The sequence below is a fragment of the Mycobacterium asiaticum genome, assembly GCF_001673635.1.
In the GTDB taxonomy this organism is placed as follows: domain Bacteria; phylum Actinomycetota; class Actinomycetes; order Mycobacteriales; family Mycobacteriaceae; genus Mycobacterium; species Mycobacterium asiaticum_C.
Genome location: NZ_LZMH01000036.1, coordinates 47,775 through 64,348, shown reverse-complemented (window position 1 = coordinate 64,348; position 16,574 = coordinate 47,775). Strand labels below are relative to the sequence as shown.

Here is a 16,574-nt window from a genome sequence, read left to right as displayed (position 1 = left end):
GGCCACGGTTGGCCAGGGACAAATCGACTGAGGAGCAGTAATGAGTGGACCGCAGGGACCAGACCCGAGGTGGCAGCAGCCCAGCCCGGGTTCCTCGGACCCGACCATGGCGGGGTCGCCCTGGCAGCAACCGGGCGGCGGTCAGGACGCGACCTGGCACGCGCAGTCATATCCGGCCGCCGAGTACCCGGGCTACCAGCAGCCTGCCGATCAGGCGTACCCGCAGCAATATGCGCAGCCGGAATACGGTTCCGACTACGGTTCGCAGGCGACCCAGTACGGCGCGACACCGCAGTACGGTCAGCCACCCCAGTACGGACAGCCCCAGTACGGCCAGCCGGCCCAGTACGGCCAGCCCCCCCAGTACGGACAGCCGGGTCAGCCCGGGCAATACCCGCCGCCGCAGACCTACGGGCAACCTGCGCCGCAGGGTCCCAAGCGCTCGAAGGCCTTCATCGGTGCGGTGGCCGGCGGGATCGCGCTGCTGTTCCTGATCGTCATTCTGGTGCTCGGATTCGTGGTGCCCGGGTTCTTCGTAACCACCAAGCTGGACGTCAACAAGGCCAATTCCGGTGTGCAGTCGATCCTGACTGACGAGACCAACGGTTACGGCGCCAAGAACGTCAAGGACGTCAAGTGCAACGGCGGTTCGGACCCGGTGGTGAAGAAGGGCGGCACCTTCGATTGCACCGTGAGCATCGACGGCGCTTCGAAGCGTGTGACGGTGACGTTCCAGGACGACAAGGGCACCTACGAGGTCGGTCGCCCGCAGTAATCAGTCGGGTAGCCGGTCCAGCGCCTTCTGCAGTCGCGCGATCGAGGATCCGACGCCGTACTGCGTGGCCAGGTCCGCGGTGCGTTTCGGGTGGGCCGCGTGCAGCGGCAGCTTGTCGGTGCGCGTCGACAGCGTGACCGGCGCGTCGGTGGATACACGTACCACCTTCTGCGCGGCCTCGATGTAGTCCGCGGACTTGCGCAGTTTGGTCCGTATTCCGTTGGCCAGCTTGGATTTCGGGTCATTGGCCGCAGCCAGGATGTCGTCCAGCGAGCCGTGCTGGGCGAGCAGGGAGGCGGCGGTCTTCTCGCCGACACCCGGTACGCCCGGCAGGCCGTCCGACGGGTCGCCGCGTAGCAGGGCGAGCTCGGCGTAGGCCGGCCCGGCCCGATGCACCGGCACTCCGTACTGCTCGGCCACCTCTTTGGGCCCGTACAGATTGGCTTTGGCCAGCCCGCGGCCCAGATAGAGAACCCGGACCGAGACGGGGTCGTCGGTAACCACCTGCAGCAGGTCGCGGTCGCCGCTGACCACCACCACGGGGTCGTCGCGTTCCTGTGCCGCCAGCGTGCCGAGGACGTCGTCGGCTTCGTAGCCGGGCGCCCCGGCGGTCGGAATCCCGAAAGCGTCGAGCAACTCCATGATCATGTCGATCTGCGGGGTCAGCTCGTCGGGCACCTCCTCCACATCGGGTTCACCCGCCGGTTCGGGTTCGGCAACCCGGTGCGCCTTGTAGGACGGGATGAGGTCGACGCGGAACTGCGGCCGCCAATCCAGGTCCAAGCAGACCGCGAGTCGGCTGGGTTTTTGTTGGGTGATGACCACCGCCATCGAGTCGATGAATCCGCGGACGGCGTTGACGGGCCTGCCGTCGGGCGCCTTTATTGAGGACGGCACTCCGAAGTACGAGCGAAACCACATGCTGGCGCCGTCGAGCAGCAACAGGGGAGCGGGCATGCTGGTAATCCTGCCAGGGCCAGGCGGTTAGCCTGGCTTGCATGGACTCTCACCGATTCGAGGCCGCGGTTTATGCCCGTCGGCTCCGGGCCGCCGCCGCCTTGGCCGCGCAGGCTGGGCTGGCCGGCTTGGTGATCACCCCGGGCTATGACCTGCGGTATCTGCTCGGGTCCCGGGCGGAAACGTTTGAGCGACTGACCGCCTTGGTGGTGCCGGCCGAGGGCGATCCGACTGTGGTGTTGCCGCGACTGGAGCTCGCTTCGCTGAAGGAGTCCGCCGCGGGGGAACTGGACCTAACTGTGCGTGATTGGGTCGACGGCGACGACCCGTACCGGTTGGTGGGCGCGGCGTTGGGACGGGTGGCGTCCGCGGTAGCCGTGACCGACTCCATGCCGGCCCTGCACCTGCTGCCGCTGTCTGAGGCGCTGGGGGCGATGCCGGTGTTGGCCACCGATGTGCTGCGTGAGCTGCGAATGGTCAAGGAAGCGGCCGAAATCGACGCATTGTCGGCGGCAGGCGCGGCGATCGATCGGGTGCATGCCCGGGTGCCCTCGTTTTTGGTGCCGGGCCGCACGGAGGCAGAGGTGGCGGCGGACATCTCCGAAGCCATTGTGGCCGAAGGGCATTCGGGGGTGGCGTTCGTTATCGTGGGATCGGGTCCGCACGGCGCCGACCCGCATCACGGCTTCTCGGACCGCAGGCTGGCGGCGGGAGACATCGTAGTCGTCGACATCGGCGGCACGTTTGGGCCCGGCTACCATTCCGACTCGACCCGTACCTACAGCATCGGCGAGCCGAGTGATGAAGTGGCCGAACAATATTCGGCTCTGCAGCTGGCGCAGCGCACCGCGTTCGAGGCCGTCCGTCCTGGGGTGACGGCAGAGCAGGTCGATTCCGCGGCCCGGGATGTCTTGGCCGCGGCGGGTCTCGCAGAGTATTTCGTGCATCGCACCGGTCACGGCATCGGGTTGTGTGTGCACGAAGAGCCGTACATCGTCGCCGGCAATGACCTGCCGCTGGCTGCGGGCATGGCGTTCTCGATCGAGCCGGGCATCTACTTTCCCGGTCGGTGGGGCGCTCGCATCGAGGACATCGTAGTGGTGACCTCGGATGGGGCTATCTCGGTCAACAGCCGTCCGCACGAATTGCTTGTGGTGGGTTAGTTCTTGAGCCTTTGGCCAGTCGCCTCGCCGGCCAGGAACCAGGCAAGGTGGTAGTTGGCGGCGTTCTTGTCGCCCGCCACCAGGGCGTCGATCGCCGCGAGCAGTTGCCAGTTGCCGACGTCGTGGGCGTTGATTTCTTTCGGGTAAGTGTCCAGGACTCGGCTGCTGATGGTGGCCAGATGTTGTTGCAGCAGAGCGGTTTCGGAGTCCAGTACGCCTGTGCCCGCCGAGGCCGCCTTCGCCAGGGTGTGGGCCAGCCGGGGTAGGCCATCGCGCCACTGGGTGGCCTGGCTGAGTTCCCAGCCGAGGTCGGGGATCTCCGGCGCGGATCGCGGCCGCGGCGACGTGGACGGCGGCTCGGTTTCATCGGGGAGCTGGTGGATAGGGGTGTAGCTCGCGGTGACGGTGACTTCACCGAGCAAGGATTCGAGGTTGCCGCGCCGTCGTGCCGGCGGCAGCAGCGTTACCGCGGCGGGGAGTGCGACGCCTGGCGGGATCCAGCCGCCGGCCAGGTCGGTCACAAGCAGCGTGGTGTCATCGGCGCGGTCGCCGGCGGCCCACGCCAGGCGTGGTTGCTGACGGGCGACCGCGTCGACCAGGCGCTGTAGCCGGGCACGCGCTGCAGCGTCGGCTGACGCTGCGCCGACTGCCGCGCCGGTCGCGGTGGCAGTGACGGCTTGCGCGCCGGTGGCGTTCGGCGGTGGGGGTGGCGCTGACGGCGTGGTTTGGCGGACGACCGCCGGTTGGCCCGGACTGGCATGAGCCCCGGACGGGCTCACTGGCGCCGAACTTGGCGTCGCTGACACCGGCGGAGGGTTGGGCGCTGAAGGCGGAGTGATCGTGGTGGAGACGGAAGGTCTCAGGTCGGACCCATAGCTCGGCAGCACGCCGGCGGCCGGGGGCGGCGCGGGCGCGATCGGTGCCGGGGGAGCGGCTGCCACTATCGCCGGCGGTTGCGGGGCCTCTGGGGCGGGCGTGTGGTGGATTGGCGCGGGAGAGTCGACCGCGGGCACGTGTACCGGCGCGGCGGTGGTCGCAGGCATTGCTGTTGCGGCGTGCGACATTTGGGGCTCGGTCGGCGAGATCGGCATTGACGGCACGGCGTGGCCGGCGGCCGAGAACGGTGCGCCGGATTCCATGCCCTTGTTGAAACTCTGGGCGAGTTCGGCGGGGGTGATCGTTGGGGTCGTTGGCGACGGCAAGTGTCCCCCGGGCATGCCAGGGGACAATGTAGATTCACCGTGCCACATCGTTGCAGGTAGTTGCTGGCAAGGCACGCCCGCGGGGCTGGGAACGGCTCCTGCCATCGCCGGCGCGTGCGTTGCAAAAAGTGATGTCGTCTGTTTTGACACCGAATCAGGTGGGGCCACCTGCGGTGAGCGGTATCCCGTAGGTATGCCCATCGCCGTCCCCGGCCCAGTTGAGGTTCCTCGCTCTGGCGCAGCACGAGTATTCCCAAATGCAGGCTGCCCGAAGCGTTCTGGAATACCTAAAACCGTGCCGGGCGAATTGAGTATCGGTTCAGCAGACGTCGGAGCCTGCTTTGAAGACTCCGGGGGTTGCCCGAACCTTATTCCGGCAGCCGAGCCGGGGCGGACCAGCGCTTCTAATACTTGCCCTTCCAAGTCGACCTGGTCCTGGGAGTGTCCAAAAGCCTCGCCAACGTCCACGCCCTGGCTATGCGCGAATTGCCGGGCGGATTGAGCAGCTGCGTCCGCTTCCAAGATACGCTGCATTGCCTCAAGTACGTTGGCGGTGCACTTGGCCGCTGAAGCAATAGCTAGTCCCCGGTAATGCTGTATGAGCGCAGCGATTTGGGCAACTTTGGTTTCTACCGGTTCGGTCGTGTTCTCGATACACGCGATTTCTCGGTTTCCTTCGTCAGCTATGCCAGTCAACTCCTGACGAAGGTGTTTGATGCTATCCCCGGCAGCTGAATACGCGTTTTCTTTGACATGGTTCTTCGTGACCGCACCGACTGCCTGCTGCTCGCCTCGGAAGAACGCGTCCCGCAGATCATTTGCGGTGTGCCCTTGCTGCTCTACCAGCGGACCAAATCGAGCATGGTGCAAGACGTCGACTAGTTGCCTCCATGCCACAACGTTTGCGTGTCTGTTCGCCTTAGCGCGGTCAAGGGCAATCACGTCACTCTGGTCCGGCCATTGATCACCTACCAGAAGAAGCGACCACTTTCCCTGAGGTAGGTCGGTCATGAACAGATCCGTTGTATTGCTATCGTCGCATCGTCTCCGGCTCGCAGAGAGGGATCTACGTCTGGGCTGCCGCGCCCGTTCAGATAATCAATTGCGAGGCTCTCGTAGACACGAATGATCTTTTGTACTTCTGCTGTTAGAGCGTTCGCGGTTGCTGGTGCATCCAACAACGTCGTTTTGAGGAAATTGGCGCCTGCAATAAGAGCTTGTTGGCCTGCAAGCGCAACCAACAGTTGCTGATTGGGATCTGTGCCCTGGTCGCGTGCAAAATTGCCCCGAACTGCGTTATGCACCCTTTGGAACGCAGCGCACACTTTCGCCTTCGCGTCGGCAACCTGCTGGCTCGTGTACGTCGGGGCCGGCGGCGGCTCGTACTTCGGTAGCGGTCGCAACCAGGCGCCCACGGCTACTCCGATCGCCAACAACGCGATCCCTAGCGATAGAAGCCCCAGCCACCTCGACGGTTGACCTCGCGTGGGCGGTGGCGCAGACGGCCACGCGGAAAGTTGCGGTGGGGGCACGTTGGACACGCGTGGATCGTATCGTTCCACCGCGAAAGCGCCAGTCAGTCTTTGCTACAGCCGCTCAATTAACGATTGATCAGCGCCTCACTCGGCGGATTACCATTGCTGCCGGCCCGGTCAGCGACCCGACGAACCGTCGGCATCAGGCTTGTCGTCGGACAGCAGGATCCGCCGCGTCGCGACCGGTTTGCCGTCGACATGTTTGGTCACCGCGGGCAGAGGCGGCGGCGTGGTGATCCGTCCCTGCACCGGTGCGCCGTTCTTCACGGTCGGCCCGACGATGCGTTTGGTGTCGGGTTTCGCATCGTTGCCGGTACCGCCGCCGTGCATGGCCCCCGGCGGCATCATCGGCATCGCGCCGCCCATCGCGCCGCGTGGAGCGGCCGACGGCTCGGGTGCACTCGCTGCGGGCAACGACGTCGTCTGCGACGATGCCGGCACCGTACCGGCCGACGGAGTCGGCGGCGGCCCCAGCATCGCCGTCGGGGCGGTCCCCTCGAAGCCGCCCCCGCTATCACTGCCGCCACCGCCAGCGCCGCCGGAGAAGCCACCGCCACCGGCCCCAAGCTCATCGTCTGCTCCGAGCAGCTCCGCCCGTTCCGCCGCGCCCGTGCCAGCGCCCGCACCCTGCTGCACCATGCCCATTCCGGCCTGCATGGCCTGCTGTCCGGCCTGCGCCAGTTGTTGGGAAATCTGGCTGAACGGCTGCAGCATCCCGCCCAACGCACCAGCGATCCCGCCCGCGATCCCGGAGGCCATCTGCGGCATCTGCTGCAGCATCTGCGACATCTGTCCCGACCCTCCGACACCGGCAAGTTGAGCCGCCGCGTCGTCCTCGTTGGCGGGGAATTTGGCGAGCGCATCGGCGACCTTCGCGTCCCGCTCGTCGTGCCCGGCCTGCGCTTCGCCGTTGTCTTCGGCATCCCCGGCATTCGCCGCCGCCCCCAGCGCCCGGAGCAGCTGGCTGATGTTGGAATGCCCGGACGCCAACGGGTCGGGGGTGATGACGGGTGGCGGCGGTATACCGAGCAGCTGTGACAGCTGATCGAGGATGATGCGTAACTCGTCGTCGCCGCTCATCGCGTCCTTCCACCCGACCCGCCACACGCCGACGGGATTCGGTGATGCTAGCGCCTATCGGCGAATCGAGTTAGTCACTGCCCCGCGACGTCATCGCTTCAACGGGTTGGGGTCGTTGGTTACCGCGTTGTAGCGCAAAATCATGTCTTTGTCGGGCATTACGTACCGAGCAGGATTATCGCCGTAGATTTCAGTGAACAATCCCGCCAACGCCCGGTTCAAAGTCGCGTCGTAGATACCGGACTCCACGGGAATACCTCTTCCCCGCAACTCATCTGGGCTGCCGATGCGCCCGTCGATCAAATACCGCGGCGGAATGCCCTCGATGCCGTGTCCGGAGGCCATGACCGCGTTGAGTAGTTCGCGGTCTGCGCGGCCAATCGACATGTTGGCCAACGGATGATCGGTCGGCATCGGCGTCTCGGTCGGCGCGGGCCCCAAGACCTCGGTCTCGATCGCCTGGCCGAGGATGCCGACGAGGGGCCCTGCGTAGGGCCCTGCCCCCGGCACCAGTCCCGCCGCCGCGGACGTGGCTCTCGCACCCAACTCGTAAGCGGTCTTGTTTTGATCGTATTCTGCGCGCTGTGTGGCGTTTTCGGCCATCTGGTGGTTCTCGGCCTCGGCCTGAACCGCGTTGTGTATCCCGGAGTTGACCAGTCCCCGCAGGGTCATCGCCTCGTGCAAGTCGGCGTTGTAACCCGTCAAATCGGGTGCATGGCTCGTGAGCGCCTGGACATAACTGCCTTCGGCGATCAGCGCCCGGCGGTCAGCAAGCCCGTTGAAGTAGTCCGAGGCCACCCGGTCGGTACTGAGCACCGAGAACATTCCCTTGGCAATCGGCAATCTGCCGCTCTCGTCGTCGTCGCCGTAGGCGCCGGGGAACTCGCCGAAATCCGGTATAGCGCCCCGCGTCCCAGTGATGTTGCCGATATACGGTGCCAGTCCGCGCGCCATGGCGCGCACCAGTTCGGGATTTCTCTTGCCCACCGTCTCTTCACCGGGCAGATGCAGCAAGTCGTGTTCGTGTGAACCGATATAGGCCCCATAAGCATGTGCGGTTTCACCGGCGATTCCGGCTTCCGGACCATGGGCCGGTGCGGTCCAATCAAACAGCGCGGCAACAGCTTTCCCGTCGTCATGCCAGGGATGTCGCAGCACGTGTTGCAAGAAAGCGTCGCGGTCGGGTCCGGTAAGCATGTCATGCACCACCGGGTGGTCCGGTGAGACCGCCGCCAACATGTCCCTGACGAACGGGTCGAAGACGTCGTCGCGCATTGCAATATGGACCTCTGCGGGTGGGACCGGACCGAGCGTGCCATCCATCACGACCGCCGCACGCCGGATCATTCGCCGATCCAGATCGGTGTTCGTTTGAAAGGCGGGATTGCTGCGCATGACTATGTCGGTCAGCATCCTCATCGGGTCGCCGGTCAGTATCGGTCCCACCGCCGCATCGGTGTGAATTTCGAAGGGTGCGTCGAACGCTTCTTGCACGCTTACGGGCAGCTGCGTCGCCCCGCCCCGCATCGTGTCGGATCCCTGGCGGGCGCCGGGTTTGAGCTCGGTGCGCGGAAACACGATCGCGGGGTTACTCATCAGCTGCCACGAATTGGCGATCATCTGCCGTTGGTCACCGAGTCGCCGTTCTGCCGCGGCCAGCGCATCCACGGACATGCCGTGCTGCTGGGCCTGCAACTGACTGAGTACCGAAGCCTGGTCTCCTGTCAGCGGAGTCGTGCCGGCGAGCTGCTCGGCGGTGATCGAGTCCAACACTTGATTCACTCGGGACGCCGCAGCCTGGTTTCCGGCAAGGGCCGCGTGGACGTCTTGTTCGGCTTGTTCCGGCGACTCGGCTTCGTAACCGTCCAGGTTCTCGATCGGCGCCGCGTCGTATCCGTCCTTGGTGCGCATCCGCATCGTCAGATGGTGGAGCCGTTCGGAATACATGTCGCGGATGCTTCCGACCTGGTGGGCCGCAGCCGCCGTTTCCTCGACTGCCAGGTGTTCCAGATCGGAGATCGCCGCGTGCCCGTCGAAAAGGTGCGCCATCTCGAACAGGAGCACCTCACCTATTTCGCGGTCGATGCTCTCCAACCGAGGTTCCAACGCCTGGAGCACCGCTGCGGTCGCCCGCTGCGCTTCGGCGAGCAGCGCCGCCACCTGCTCCAAATCGGCTGCGATGTCAGTGAGCTGCGCCGCCTGGATACCCAGTGACTGGGTGGCGCGACGAACCTCGGCGGCGTCGTTGATCGGATGGTCGCCGTTCTCGCGGTTCCAGGACGCCTCGAAGCGGCGACGCGCTTCCCCGAAGGCGGCATCGGCCTCAGCGGTCCGTTGCCCCGCATCGTGAAACGCCTGACCCAGCGACGAGATCTGAGCCGGACGGCCACGCTGAAGGCTCGCGTTGACGGCCCACGGGTCACCGCCGGCTTCGGCGACCAGACGCCGAACGCTTATGTTCCGGAGCTGCACCGCACCGCTCGAAGCCGGCCGGCGTTGTCGTACTCGGTGGCGTGAAACGCGGCAACGGCCTGGTGGGCGTGGTCACCGACGCCGGTCAGGATCGTCCTGTTACCCAACAGGGTTCGCAGCTGATGAGCGTGCGCGGCTCCGACCGTTACGCGGAACGCCTCACCCGCGCCGAAGTCGCCGAACATCTGCGCAAGCAGCGGCTCACGCGAAAGATGCTGCGCCGCTTGCTCGGTGTGCGCCCCCGCGCGGCGAGCCTCGCGACCACCCGCTCGCAACAATTCGGTGTCAACGAACACTTCGGCCTCCCTTCGCTGGGAAAGCTAACGTCGGGCCCGCCCGCCCGCAATTCACCCCTCGGCGCGGCCCACACCTGCCCGACGTGGTTCACGAAGTGATCTCAACACTCCTACAGTTCGACAACGTTTCTCGTCTCTGTCCGTCGAGCCGTGCCAGGGTAGCCCATGCCCAGCGCTCGGTGGATCAAGTGCGCCGTCGTCGTGTTTGCTTTCATGCTCGCCCTGACGTCGGGCGCGCCCGTCACAGCGGATGTCAACGAGGTGCCTACCCCGCCCTCACCTACGGCTCCGTGTAATGCCATCAGCCCGTTCGCATTCCCGTGTTCGGGCACCGGGAAGTTTGCCGACGCGGTCGCCGCAGAGTGCCGCCGTGTCGGAGTTTCCGACAGCCTGTGCCTGGTGCCGTTGGCGCACAAGGTGACTCAGGCGGCGACAGCCGCCTACCTGCAGTCATGGGTGCACCGGACCGCCCAGTTCCAATACGCTCTCGGCGACTCGGTGCCATTCCGCGACGCTCAGTGGCTCGGCACCCACAATTCGTTCAACAGTCTGGCGAACCAATTCACCCCGTCGCACGCCGATTCCAATCAGCAGCTGTCGATGCCTCAGCAGCTCGACATCGACGTGCGCAGCATCGAACTGGACCTGCACTACATCCCACAGCTTGGCCAACTCGGGCGCCCGGGCGTGACGGTTTGCCATGGACGTCCGCCCGAGCAGGGCAACCTGGGCTGCACCACCGAACCCCTGTTCTCCAAAGTCCTTCCCGCTATTACGGATTGGTTGAACACCCATCCCAACGAGGTCGTGCTGATCATGATCGAAGACCAGCTGAAGGATGCGACGGCGTACGCCTCTGCGTTGAACACCATGGAGACCGGTCTGCGGCGGCCCAACGGGACCAGCCTCATCTACCATCCCGCACCCGCCGATATCGGCCCCAGCGGCTGTGCGGCATTCCCGCGCAACATCTCCCGCAACGATGTCCGGGCCGCGGGCGCACAGGTGGTGCTCGTCAGTGACTGTTCACCGGGCCTGGGGACCGCCGTTTTCAGCTGGGAAGGCGAGGAGGTGCAGAGCGGGTCGACATTCGACTACCAGCAGTTCCCCAAGTGTGACGCCACCTACGGCCCGGCCGTCTACGCCAACAACATCGTCCGCTACTTCGAGGACTCGACTTTCATCTCGGCATTGGTCAACCCCACCCGGCCGCCCAACAATCCGGCCGCGTTGACGCCGACCAAGGTGCAGGCCATGACGTTCTGCGGTGTCAACCTGTTCGGACTCGACCAGCTGCTCCCCGAAGACGGCCGCATCCAGGGGACGCTATGGAGCTGGGCCCCGGACGAACCGCGCGCGGGCGCAGGCTCGTGCACCTTGCAGGGCACCGACGGACGGTGGGTGGCCGCGCCCTGCACCGACGCGCATCCCGCGGCCTGCGTCAGCGGAACGGGCACGTGGTCGGTAACGGCGCCGGTCCCGTTCGCCAATGCCGCTGCGGCCTGCACCGCCATGGGCTTGACCTTCGGGCTGCCCCGGACGGGTATTCAGAATTCGCGGCTGTGGGCGGCGTCCGGCCCGGGCGGCGGCGCATGGGTGCAGTACATGATCTCGCCGTAGCAGCGAGCGACTAGCCGCGATCCAACAAATCCGACGAGCCCAGCACCCGTTCCACCTGGACCTCGATGACGACCCGGCGCGGGTTCGCCCGCGGGGTGCGATAACGCTGCGCGTACCGCAGTTCGGCATCGCGGATGGCGTCGATCTCCTTGTTGACCGTGGCGCGGCCCTCCAACGACAGCCAGCGCGCGCCGTCGACCTGACTGAGCACCGCGACGCCGCCACGCTCGGCGTTGACCGCCTTCTGGGAACCCCCGGTGGTGATCACCCTTGCAATGTGGGTCCTGGGGTCGAAGGTGAATCCCACCGCCACCACGTGCGGCGAATTGTCGGCCCGCAGCGTCGTCAACATCGCCAGATGGCGTTCGGAGAGAAACGCCAGCGCGTCGTCGGTGAGCCGCGTAGTGGTCTTGGCCATCGCCCTTCACGCTAGCGCAGGCCATAATCACAGCCGTGGATGACACGGGCAGCGGTCCGGTAGTAATTTTCGGCGGCCGCAGCGAGATCGGCGTCGAGCTCGCGCGGCACCTGGCTCCCGGAGCCACGGTGCTGCTTGCGGCACGCCGCGCAAACGAACTCGACGACCAAGTGGCCGCGGTTCAAGACGCCGGCGCGGCAGCCGTGTACACCAAGGAGTTCGACGCCGACGACGTCGCCTCCCACGCTCGCCTCGTCGAGGCAATCATCGCCGAGCACGGCCCCATCGGCACCGCGGTGCTGGCCTTCGGCATCCTCGGCGACCAGGGCCGCGCCGAGGTGGACGCCGCGCACGCCGTCGCCATCGTGCACACCGATTACGTCGCGCAGGTCAGCTTGCTGACCATCCTGGCGGCACACATGCGCACCGCCAACCGGGGATCGCTCGTCGTGTTCTCGTCGGTGGCCGGCGTGCGGGTCCGACGCGCGAACTACGTCTACGGCTCGGCAAAGGCCGGCCTGGACGGGTTCGCCAACGGACTGGCCGACGCCCTGCACGGCACCGGGGTGCGGTTGCTGATCGCTCGCCCCGGGTTCGTCATCGGGCGTATGACCGAGGGCATGACACCGGCGCCGCTGTCCAGCACACCCCAGCAGGTCGCCGCCGCCACGGCGAAAGCACTGGCCAAAGGCCGACGCAGCGTCTGGATTCCGTGGGCGCTGCGGCCGATGTTTTTCACCCTGAAGCTGCTGCCGCAAGTCGTCTGGCGCAGGATGCCGAGATGATCATCGTGGTCGGCGTCGGCGCCGACGGCATGTCCGGCCTGTCGGATCAATCCCGATCTGAATTACGCTCCGCCACAGTCATTTACGGGTCGAAACGGCAACTCGACCTGCTCGACGACACGGTGAGCGCACCGCGTCGGCAGTGGCCCTCGCCGCTGCTGCCCGTCTTGGAGAAGCTCCTGGACGACGCGGCGGCCGACGTTCACGTCGTCGCCAGTGGCGACCCGCTGCTGCACGGAATCGGCGGAACGCTGATCCGGTTGTTCGGCGCCGCCAACGTGCGGGTGCTGCCGCACGTCTCATCGGTCACCCTGGCATGCGCCCGGATGGGCTGGAACGTCCACGACACCGAGGTGATCAGCCTCGTCACAGCCGAGCCGCACACGGCGGTGCGGCGCGGGGGACGGGCAATTATCCTGTCCCGCAACCGTACAACACCACTGGCTCTGGCCGGGCTACTCCGGCAGCACGGACGTGGCGACTCGGAGCTGACCCTGCTCGAACAACTCGGTGCTCCCGCCGAGCGCCGTCGAGACGGCACCGCGCGGGACTGGGCCGATCACATGCCCGCCGACGTCGACGACCTCAATGTGGTTGCGGTGCAGTACCTGCCCGACGAACGCGCCGCCCAACTTCCCGACGACGCCTTCGTCCACGACGGTCAGATCACCAAACACACCATCCGGGCGGTCACCATGGCGGTCTTGGCTCCCGCCCCGGGACAACGGCTTTGGGATGTCGGGGCTGGTTCGGGCAGCATCTCCATCGAATGGTGCCGCAGCGGGCCGGGCTGCACCGCCATAGCGTTTGAACGCGACGAACGCCGCCGTGCCAACATCGTAGCCAACGCGACGGCGCACGGGGTGGACATCGAGACACGTGGGGCGGCACCGGGCGGATTCGACGGTGCCCCGGCACCGTCGGCGATCTTCATCGGCGGCGGCCTCACTCACCCCGATCTGCTGGACGCCTGCCTCAAGCGCCTGCCCGCCGGTGGTCGGCTGGTGGCCAACGCGGTCACCGTGGAATCGGAAAGTCTGCTGGCGCAGAGCCATTCCCGCTACGGTGGTGACTTGCGCCGGTTCCAGCACTACCAGGCCGAGCCGCTGGGCGGCTTCAGCGGCTGGCGACCGCAGCATCCCGTCACCCAGTGGTCGGTAGTGAAGCGATGACGGTGTACTTCATCGGCGCCGGCCCCGGCGCCGCGGATCTGATCACCGTGCGTGGTCTGCGTCTGCTCGAAACATGCCAGGTGTGCCTGTACGCGGGCTCGATCATGCCGCAAGACCTGTTGGCGCACTGCCGATCCGACGCCAGCGTCATCGACACCGGCCCGCTCACGCTGGACCAGATCATTGACGAGCTCGCCGCCGCCGACGCCGCCGGCCACGACGTGGCGCGGCTGCATTCCGGTGACCCGTCGCTGTACAGTGCCCTTGCCGAGCAGTGCCGTCGGCTCGACGCGCTGGGCATCGGCTACGAAATCGTGCCTGGTGTACCAGCTTTCGCCGCCGCGGCCGCGGCACTCAAGCGTGAACTGACCGTGCCCGGGGTCGCCCAGACCGTGACGCTGACCCGGGTGTCAACACTGTCCACGGCGATGCCGCCCGGGGAAGACCTGGCGAGCCTCGCCGCAACCGGTGCCACCCTGGTGCTGCATCTGGCCGCCGCACAGATCGACGCCATCGTTCCGCAGCTTTTGGCCGGTGGGTACCGGCCCGAAACGCCGGTCGCCGTGGTGGCTTTCGCGAGCTGGCCGCAACAGACCGTGCTGCGCGGCACCCTGACCGACATCGCCGCCCAGATGCGGCAGGCCGGAATCACCAAGACCGCCGTCATCGTCGTCGGAGACGTGCTGGCCGCCGAAGGCTTCACCGACAGCTATCTCTATTCGGCGGCCAGGCGCAGGGACCATTGATGCGGGTGCTCCTGCTGGGCGGCACCGCCGAAGGACGCGCCTTGGCACAAGCCCTGCACCCGCAGGTCGATATTGTCAGCTCGCTGGCGGGCCGGGTGCCCGACCCGGCGTTGCCGGTAGGCCCGGTGCGCATCGGCGGGTTCGGCGGCGTCGACGGGCTGCGCCGGTGGCTGCGCGACGAACGCATCGACGCGGTCGTCGACGCCACCCACCCGTTCGCGGCGACCATGACCGCCCACGCCGCACAGGTTTGCCGCGAACTGCGCCTACCGCATCTCGTGCTCGCCCGGCCCGCGTGGGATCCCGGTGCGGCCACCGTCGTGGCCTCGGATCGCGCCGCCGCCGAAGAGGTTGCGCGACAGGGTTATGCGCGGGTCTTCCTGACCACCGGCCGATCGGCGGTCGGGGCGTTCGCCGACAGCGACGCGTGGTTCCTGATCCGAGCCGTCACCGCGCCCGACGACGACCGACTGCCGCGTCGCCGCACGCTGCTGCTCTCCCGCGGTCCCTATCGCTACGAGGACGAACTCCGACTGATGGCCGACCACCGCATCGATGCGCTGGTGACCAAGAACAGCGGCGGTGAGATGACCCGCGGAAAATTGGACGCGGCCGCCTCGTTGCGGATCCCGGTCGTAATGGTGGCGCGACCGCCGCTACCGGACTGGGTACGCGCGGTCGGCACCGTCGAAGAGGCAGCGCGATGGGTCAGCGGCCTCACATCCAATTCAAATGCGGGGAACTAGCGCGCGCACCGATCCGACTACCTGAGACGGAAGCCGCTCACAGCCCGAGCGGCTCTGGGGGAGGTAGATCGTGGTGCTGGGGGCAGGTCGCCGACGATGACGGCTCCGCTGTGGCTGGCCCTGCCGCCGGAGGTGCCTTCGGCGCTATTGAGCAGTGGGCCTGGGCCAGAATCGCTGTTGGCGGCCGCGCAGGCGTGGTCGTCGCTGAGCACCACCTACACCGAGGCGGCCGACGAGCTCACCGAGCTACTCGGCGCGGTGCAAGGGGCCTGGGACGGACCCACCGCCGAAGCGTATGTGACCGCCCACGCCCCCTACCTGGCGTGGCTGCTGAACACCGCCGCGAAAAGTGCCGAAGCCGCCGTGACGCACCAAGCCGCCGCCAGCGCCTACACCGTCGCGCTCGCCGCCATGCCCACGCTGGCCGAACTCGCCGCCAACCATGCCGTGCATGCCGCGCTGGTGGCGACCAACTTCTTCGGCATCAACACCATCCCCATCGCCGTCAACGAAGCCGATTACGTGCGCATGTGGCTGCAGGCTGCCGAGACCATGACCACTTACCAGGCGGCGGCGGAGACCGCGGTCGCCGCCGAGCCGGCCACCACGCCGGCGCCCAAGATCGTCGCGCAGCACGGCGACACCGCTCAGCAGGCCGCCGCCCCCACCACCTGGCAGGATCAGCTGGCCGCCGTCATTCAGCAGTACACCTCGAAGTTCGCCTGGCCGGTCTCCAAGGACCTCAATCCGGGCGGGTGGCCCATCCCGGCGGTTCCCTTCGCCAACGGGCTCAGCGCCGCACTGGGGCAGATCCCGGGCATCTCTCCGGTGCTGGCCACCGCGCTGGCGTGGGCCACGTTCCACACGCTGATGATCTTCTGGCCGTTCGGGCAGCAGGCGGTCAGCCTGGCCGTGTCACTGGCCCCGGTATTCGTCGTCGCGTCCGGGTTGGGTGCGGTCGGACTGGGTGGGACGATCGGCGTCGGGGCGGCCGGCATCGCCATTCCGCTTTCGGTCGCCACGCCGCTGGCCACCGCCGCGCCGGGCTCCAGTGTCCCGGTGCCACCGACGGCCGGCGTGGCGCCGACGAGCGTCGGCCATGCCGCACCGAGCACCGCCGCGCCCAGTGCCGTGACGACCACCGGGGCAGGCCCGGCCGGTGGTGGTGGTGCGGCCGGCTTCGGTCCCACCCTCACCGACCCGACCGGGGCGACGGCCGGCGTCAGCGATTCCTTGTACGCAGTGGGTCTCTCGGAGTTGTCCGCCCGAAGCAGCGCCAGTAACCGCGCGCGCCGTCAGGCTCCCGAACCGGCGCCTGACGACGCGGCGGCCCCGGCGCCGGCGATCGCACCGGCGGACGACCGGGTCCGCCGTCGTCGCCACCGGGGCGCGACGGTGAAGGATCAGGGCAACCGGTACGAATACCTGGACGCCGCCGCACCGTCCCCGGCAGGCGCCGGGTCGCTGGGGTTCGCCGGAGCCGCGACCGGATCCGCGTCGGCACACGCGACGGGATTGGCCACCTTGCCCGACGACGGCAGGTTGCCCATGTTGCCCAGCAGTTGGGACGACGACCGGAACTAGGGCGCGTGGCACACTGTTGCGCG

Annotated in this window: 17 protein-coding genes; 10 read left to right on the top strand and 7 right to left on the bottom strand. The window is 67.2% G+C overall.

Annotated elements, in window-relative coordinates; translation table 11 throughout:
* Window positions 1-40: 40 nt before the first annotated feature.
* Window positions 41-775 carry a DUF4333 domain-containing protein gene (locus A5645_RS10080; RefSeq protein ID WP_065129410.1) on the top strand — a complete coding sequence of 245 codons (735 nt, stop codon included), beginning with the start codon at window positions 41-43 and terminating at the stop codon, window positions 773-775.
* On the opposite strand, the gene A5645_RS10075 is transcribed toward A5645_RS10080, so the two are convergent.
* Window positions 776-1,732, bottom strand: a complete 957-nt coding sequence (locus A5645_RS10075) for a 5'-3' exonuclease (protein WP_065129409.1) — start codon at window positions 1,730-1,732, stop codon at window positions 776-778.
* 41 nt (window positions 1,733-1,773) lie between these two features.
* Between A5645_RS10075 and A5645_RS10070 the strand changes: the two genes are divergently transcribed.
* Complete coding sequence (locus A5645_RS10070; protein ID WP_065129408.1) at window positions 1,774-2,895, top strand: M24 family metallopeptidase; 1,122 nt, start codon at window positions 1,774-1,776, stop codon at window positions 2,893-2,895.
* Here A5645_RS10070 and A5645_RS27655 read toward each other — a convergent pair.
* Window positions 2,892-4,112 (bottom strand): DUF5631 domain-containing protein, encoded by a 1,221-nt coding sequence (locus tag A5645_RS27655; protein WP_155767943.1) that lies wholly within the window; start codon window positions 4,110-4,112, stop codon window positions 2,892-2,894. The two genes, A5645_RS10070 and A5645_RS27655, sit on opposite strands and share 4 nt — an antisense overlap.
* Before the next feature lie 576 nt (window positions 4,113-4,688).
* Here A5645_RS27655 and A5645_RS27650 point away from each other — a divergent pair.
* Window positions 4,689-4,832 (top strand): hypothetical protein, encoded by a 144-nt coding sequence (locus A5645_RS27650; protein WP_155767942.1) that lies wholly within the window; start codon window positions 4,689-4,691, stop codon window positions 4,830-4,832.
* An 18-nt stretch (window positions 4,833-4,850) separates the two neighbouring features.
* A complete protein-coding gene (locus A5645_RS29070) occupies window positions 4,851-4,979 on the top strand; it encodes a hypothetical protein (RefSeq protein WP_301336988.1) in 129 nt (42 codons plus the stop codon).
* Window positions 4,980-5,104: 125 nt separating this feature from the next.
* On the opposite strand, the gene A5645_RS27645 is transcribed toward A5645_RS29070, so the two are convergent.
* The 4 genes from A5645_RS27645 to A5645_RS27015 all read right to left on the bottom strand — a co-directional run bounded on the left by A5645_RS27645 (window position 5,105) and on the right by A5645_RS27015 (window position 9,480).
* Window positions 5,105-5,512, bottom strand: a complete 408-nt coding sequence (locus A5645_RS27645) for a hypothetical protein (RefSeq protein WP_155767941.1) — start codon at window positions 5,510-5,512, stop codon at window positions 5,105-5,107.
* A gap of 237 nt (window positions 5,513-5,749) precedes the next feature.
* Window positions 5,750-6,712 (bottom strand): hypothetical protein, encoded by a 963-nt coding sequence (locus A5645_RS10060; protein ID WP_065129417.1) that lies wholly within the window; start codon window positions 6,710-6,712, stop codon window positions 5,750-5,752.
* A gap of 90 nt (window positions 6,713-6,802) precedes the next feature.
* Window positions 6,803-9,184 carry a putative alpha/beta hydrolase gene (locus tag A5645_RS10055; RefSeq protein WP_065129407.1) on the bottom strand — a complete coding sequence of 794 codons (2,382 nt, stop codon included), beginning with the start codon at window positions 9,182-9,184 and terminating at the stop codon, window positions 6,803-6,805.
* Window positions 9,166-9,480: a DUF2563 family protein gene (locus A5645_RS27015; RefSeq protein ID WP_081288266.1), complete on the bottom strand. Its 315-nt coding sequence runs from the start codon at window positions 9,478-9,480 to the stop codon at window positions 9,166-9,168. Before A5645_RS27015 ends, A5645_RS10055 begins: the two co-directional genes overlap by 19 nt.
* Window positions 9,481-9,645: 165 nt before the next feature.
* Here A5645_RS27015 and A5645_RS10045 point away from each other — a divergent pair, with 165 nt between their 5' ends.
* Window positions 9,646-11,100 carry a phosphoinositide-specific phospholipase C-related protein gene (locus tag A5645_RS10045; protein ID WP_065129405.1) on the top strand — a complete coding sequence of 485 codons (1,455 nt, stop codon included), beginning with the start codon at window positions 9,646-9,648 and terminating at the stop codon, window positions 11,098-11,100.
* 10 nt (window positions 11,101-11,110) lie between these two features.
* Here A5645_RS10045 and A5645_RS10040 read toward each other — a convergent pair whose 3' ends face one another.
* Window positions 11,111-11,518, bottom strand: a complete 408-nt coding sequence (locus tag A5645_RS10040; RefSeq protein ID WP_065034184.1) for a F420-dependent biliverdin reductase — start codon at window positions 11,516-11,518, stop codon at window positions 11,111-11,113.
* Window positions 11,519-11,553: 35 nt separating this feature from the next.
* Here A5645_RS10040 and dprE2 point away from each other — a divergent pair, with 35 nt between their 5' ends.
* The 5 genes from dprE2 to A5645_RS10015 all read left to right on the top strand — a co-directional run bounded on the left by dprE2 (window position 11,554) and on the right by A5645_RS10015 (window position 16,551).
* Window positions 11,554-12,303 carry a decaprenylphospho-beta-D-erythro-pentofuranosid-2-ulose 2-reductase gene (gene dprE2 / locus A5645_RS10035; protein WP_065034185.1) on the top strand — a complete coding sequence of 250 codons (750 nt, stop codon included), beginning with the start codon at window positions 11,554-11,556 and terminating at the stop codon, window positions 12,301-12,303.
* Window positions 12,300-13,475: a bifunctional cobalt-precorrin-7 (C(5))-methyltransferase/cobalt-precorrin-6B (C(15))-methyltransferase gene (locus A5645_RS10030; RefSeq protein ID WP_065129404.1), complete on the top strand. Its 1,176-nt coding sequence runs from the start codon at window positions 12,300-12,302 to the stop codon at window positions 13,473-13,475. The genes dprE2 and A5645_RS10030 overlap by 4 nt, the downstream gene beginning before the upstream one ends.
* Entirely contained in the window at window positions 13,472-14,221 is a 750-nt protein-coding gene (cobM, locus tag A5645_RS10025; RefSeq protein ID WP_065034187.1) for a precorrin-4 C(11)-methyltransferase, read from the top strand. The genes A5645_RS10030 and cobM overlap by 4 nt, the downstream gene beginning before the upstream one ends.
* On the top strand, window positions 14,221-14,967 hold the full coding sequence (locus A5645_RS10020) for a cobalt-precorrin-6A reductase (protein ID WP_065034188.1): 747 nt from the start codon (window positions 14,221-14,223) through the stop codon (window positions 14,965-14,967). The genes cobM and A5645_RS10020 overlap by 1 nt, the downstream gene beginning before the upstream one ends.
* A 96-nt stretch (window positions 14,968-15,063) precedes the next feature.
* Window positions 15,064-16,551, top strand: a complete 1,488-nt coding sequence (locus A5645_RS10015) for a PPE family protein (protein ID WP_065129403.1) — start codon at window positions 15,064-15,066, stop codon at window positions 16,549-16,551.
* Window positions 16,552-16,574 lie beyond the last annotated feature (23 nt).

Coding starts and splice junctions, on each gene's coding strand:
- A5645_RS10015 (WP_065129403.1), top strand. CDS start 15,064: ATGACGGCTCCGCTGTGGCTGGCCCTGCCGCCGGAGGTGCCTTCGGCG.
- A5645_RS10080 (WP_065129410.1), top strand. CDS start 41: ATGAGTGGACCGCAGGGACCAGACCCGAGGTGGCAGCAGCCCAGCCCG.
- cobM (WP_065034187.1), top strand. CDS start 13,472: ATGACGGTGTACTTCATCGGCGCCGGCCCCGGCGCCGCGGATCTGATC.
- A5645_RS29070 (WP_301336988.1), top strand. CDS start 4,851: ATGGTTCTTCGTGACCGCACCGACTGCCTGCTGCTCGCCTCGGAAGAA.
- A5645_RS10045 (WP_065129405.1), top strand. CDS start 9,646: ATGCCCAGCGCTCGGTGGATCAAGTGCGCCGTCGTCGTGTTTGCTTTC.
- A5645_RS10075 (WP_065129409.1), bottom strand. CDS start 1,732: ATGCCCGCTCCCCTGTTGCTGCTCGACGGCGCCAGCATGTGGTTTCGC.
- A5645_RS10040 (WP_065034184.1), bottom strand. CDS start 11,518: ATGGCCAAGACCACTACGCGGCTCACCGACGACGCGCTGGCGTTTCTC.
- A5645_RS10020 (WP_065034188.1), top strand. CDS start 14,221: ATGCGGGTGCTCCTGCTGGGCGGCACCGCCGAAGGACGCGCCTTGGCA.
- A5645_RS27655 (WP_155767943.1), bottom strand. CDS start 4,112: ATGCCCGGGGGACACTTGCCGTCGCCAACGACCCCAACGATCACCCCC.
- A5645_RS10030 (WP_065129404.1), top strand. CDS start 12,300: ATGATCATCGTGGTCGGCGTCGGCGCCGACGGCATGTCCGGCCTGTCG.
- A5645_RS27650 (WP_155767942.1), top strand. CDS start 4,689: ATGCTGTATGAGCGCAGCGATTTGGGCAACTTTGGTTTCTACCGGTTC.
- A5645_RS10060 (WP_065129417.1), bottom strand. CDS start 6,712: ATGAGCGGCGACGACGAGTTACGCATCATCCTCGATCAGCTGTCACAG.
- A5645_RS10070 (WP_065129408.1), top strand. CDS start 1,774: ATGGACTCTCACCGATTCGAGGCCGCGGTTTATGCCCGTCGGCTCCGG.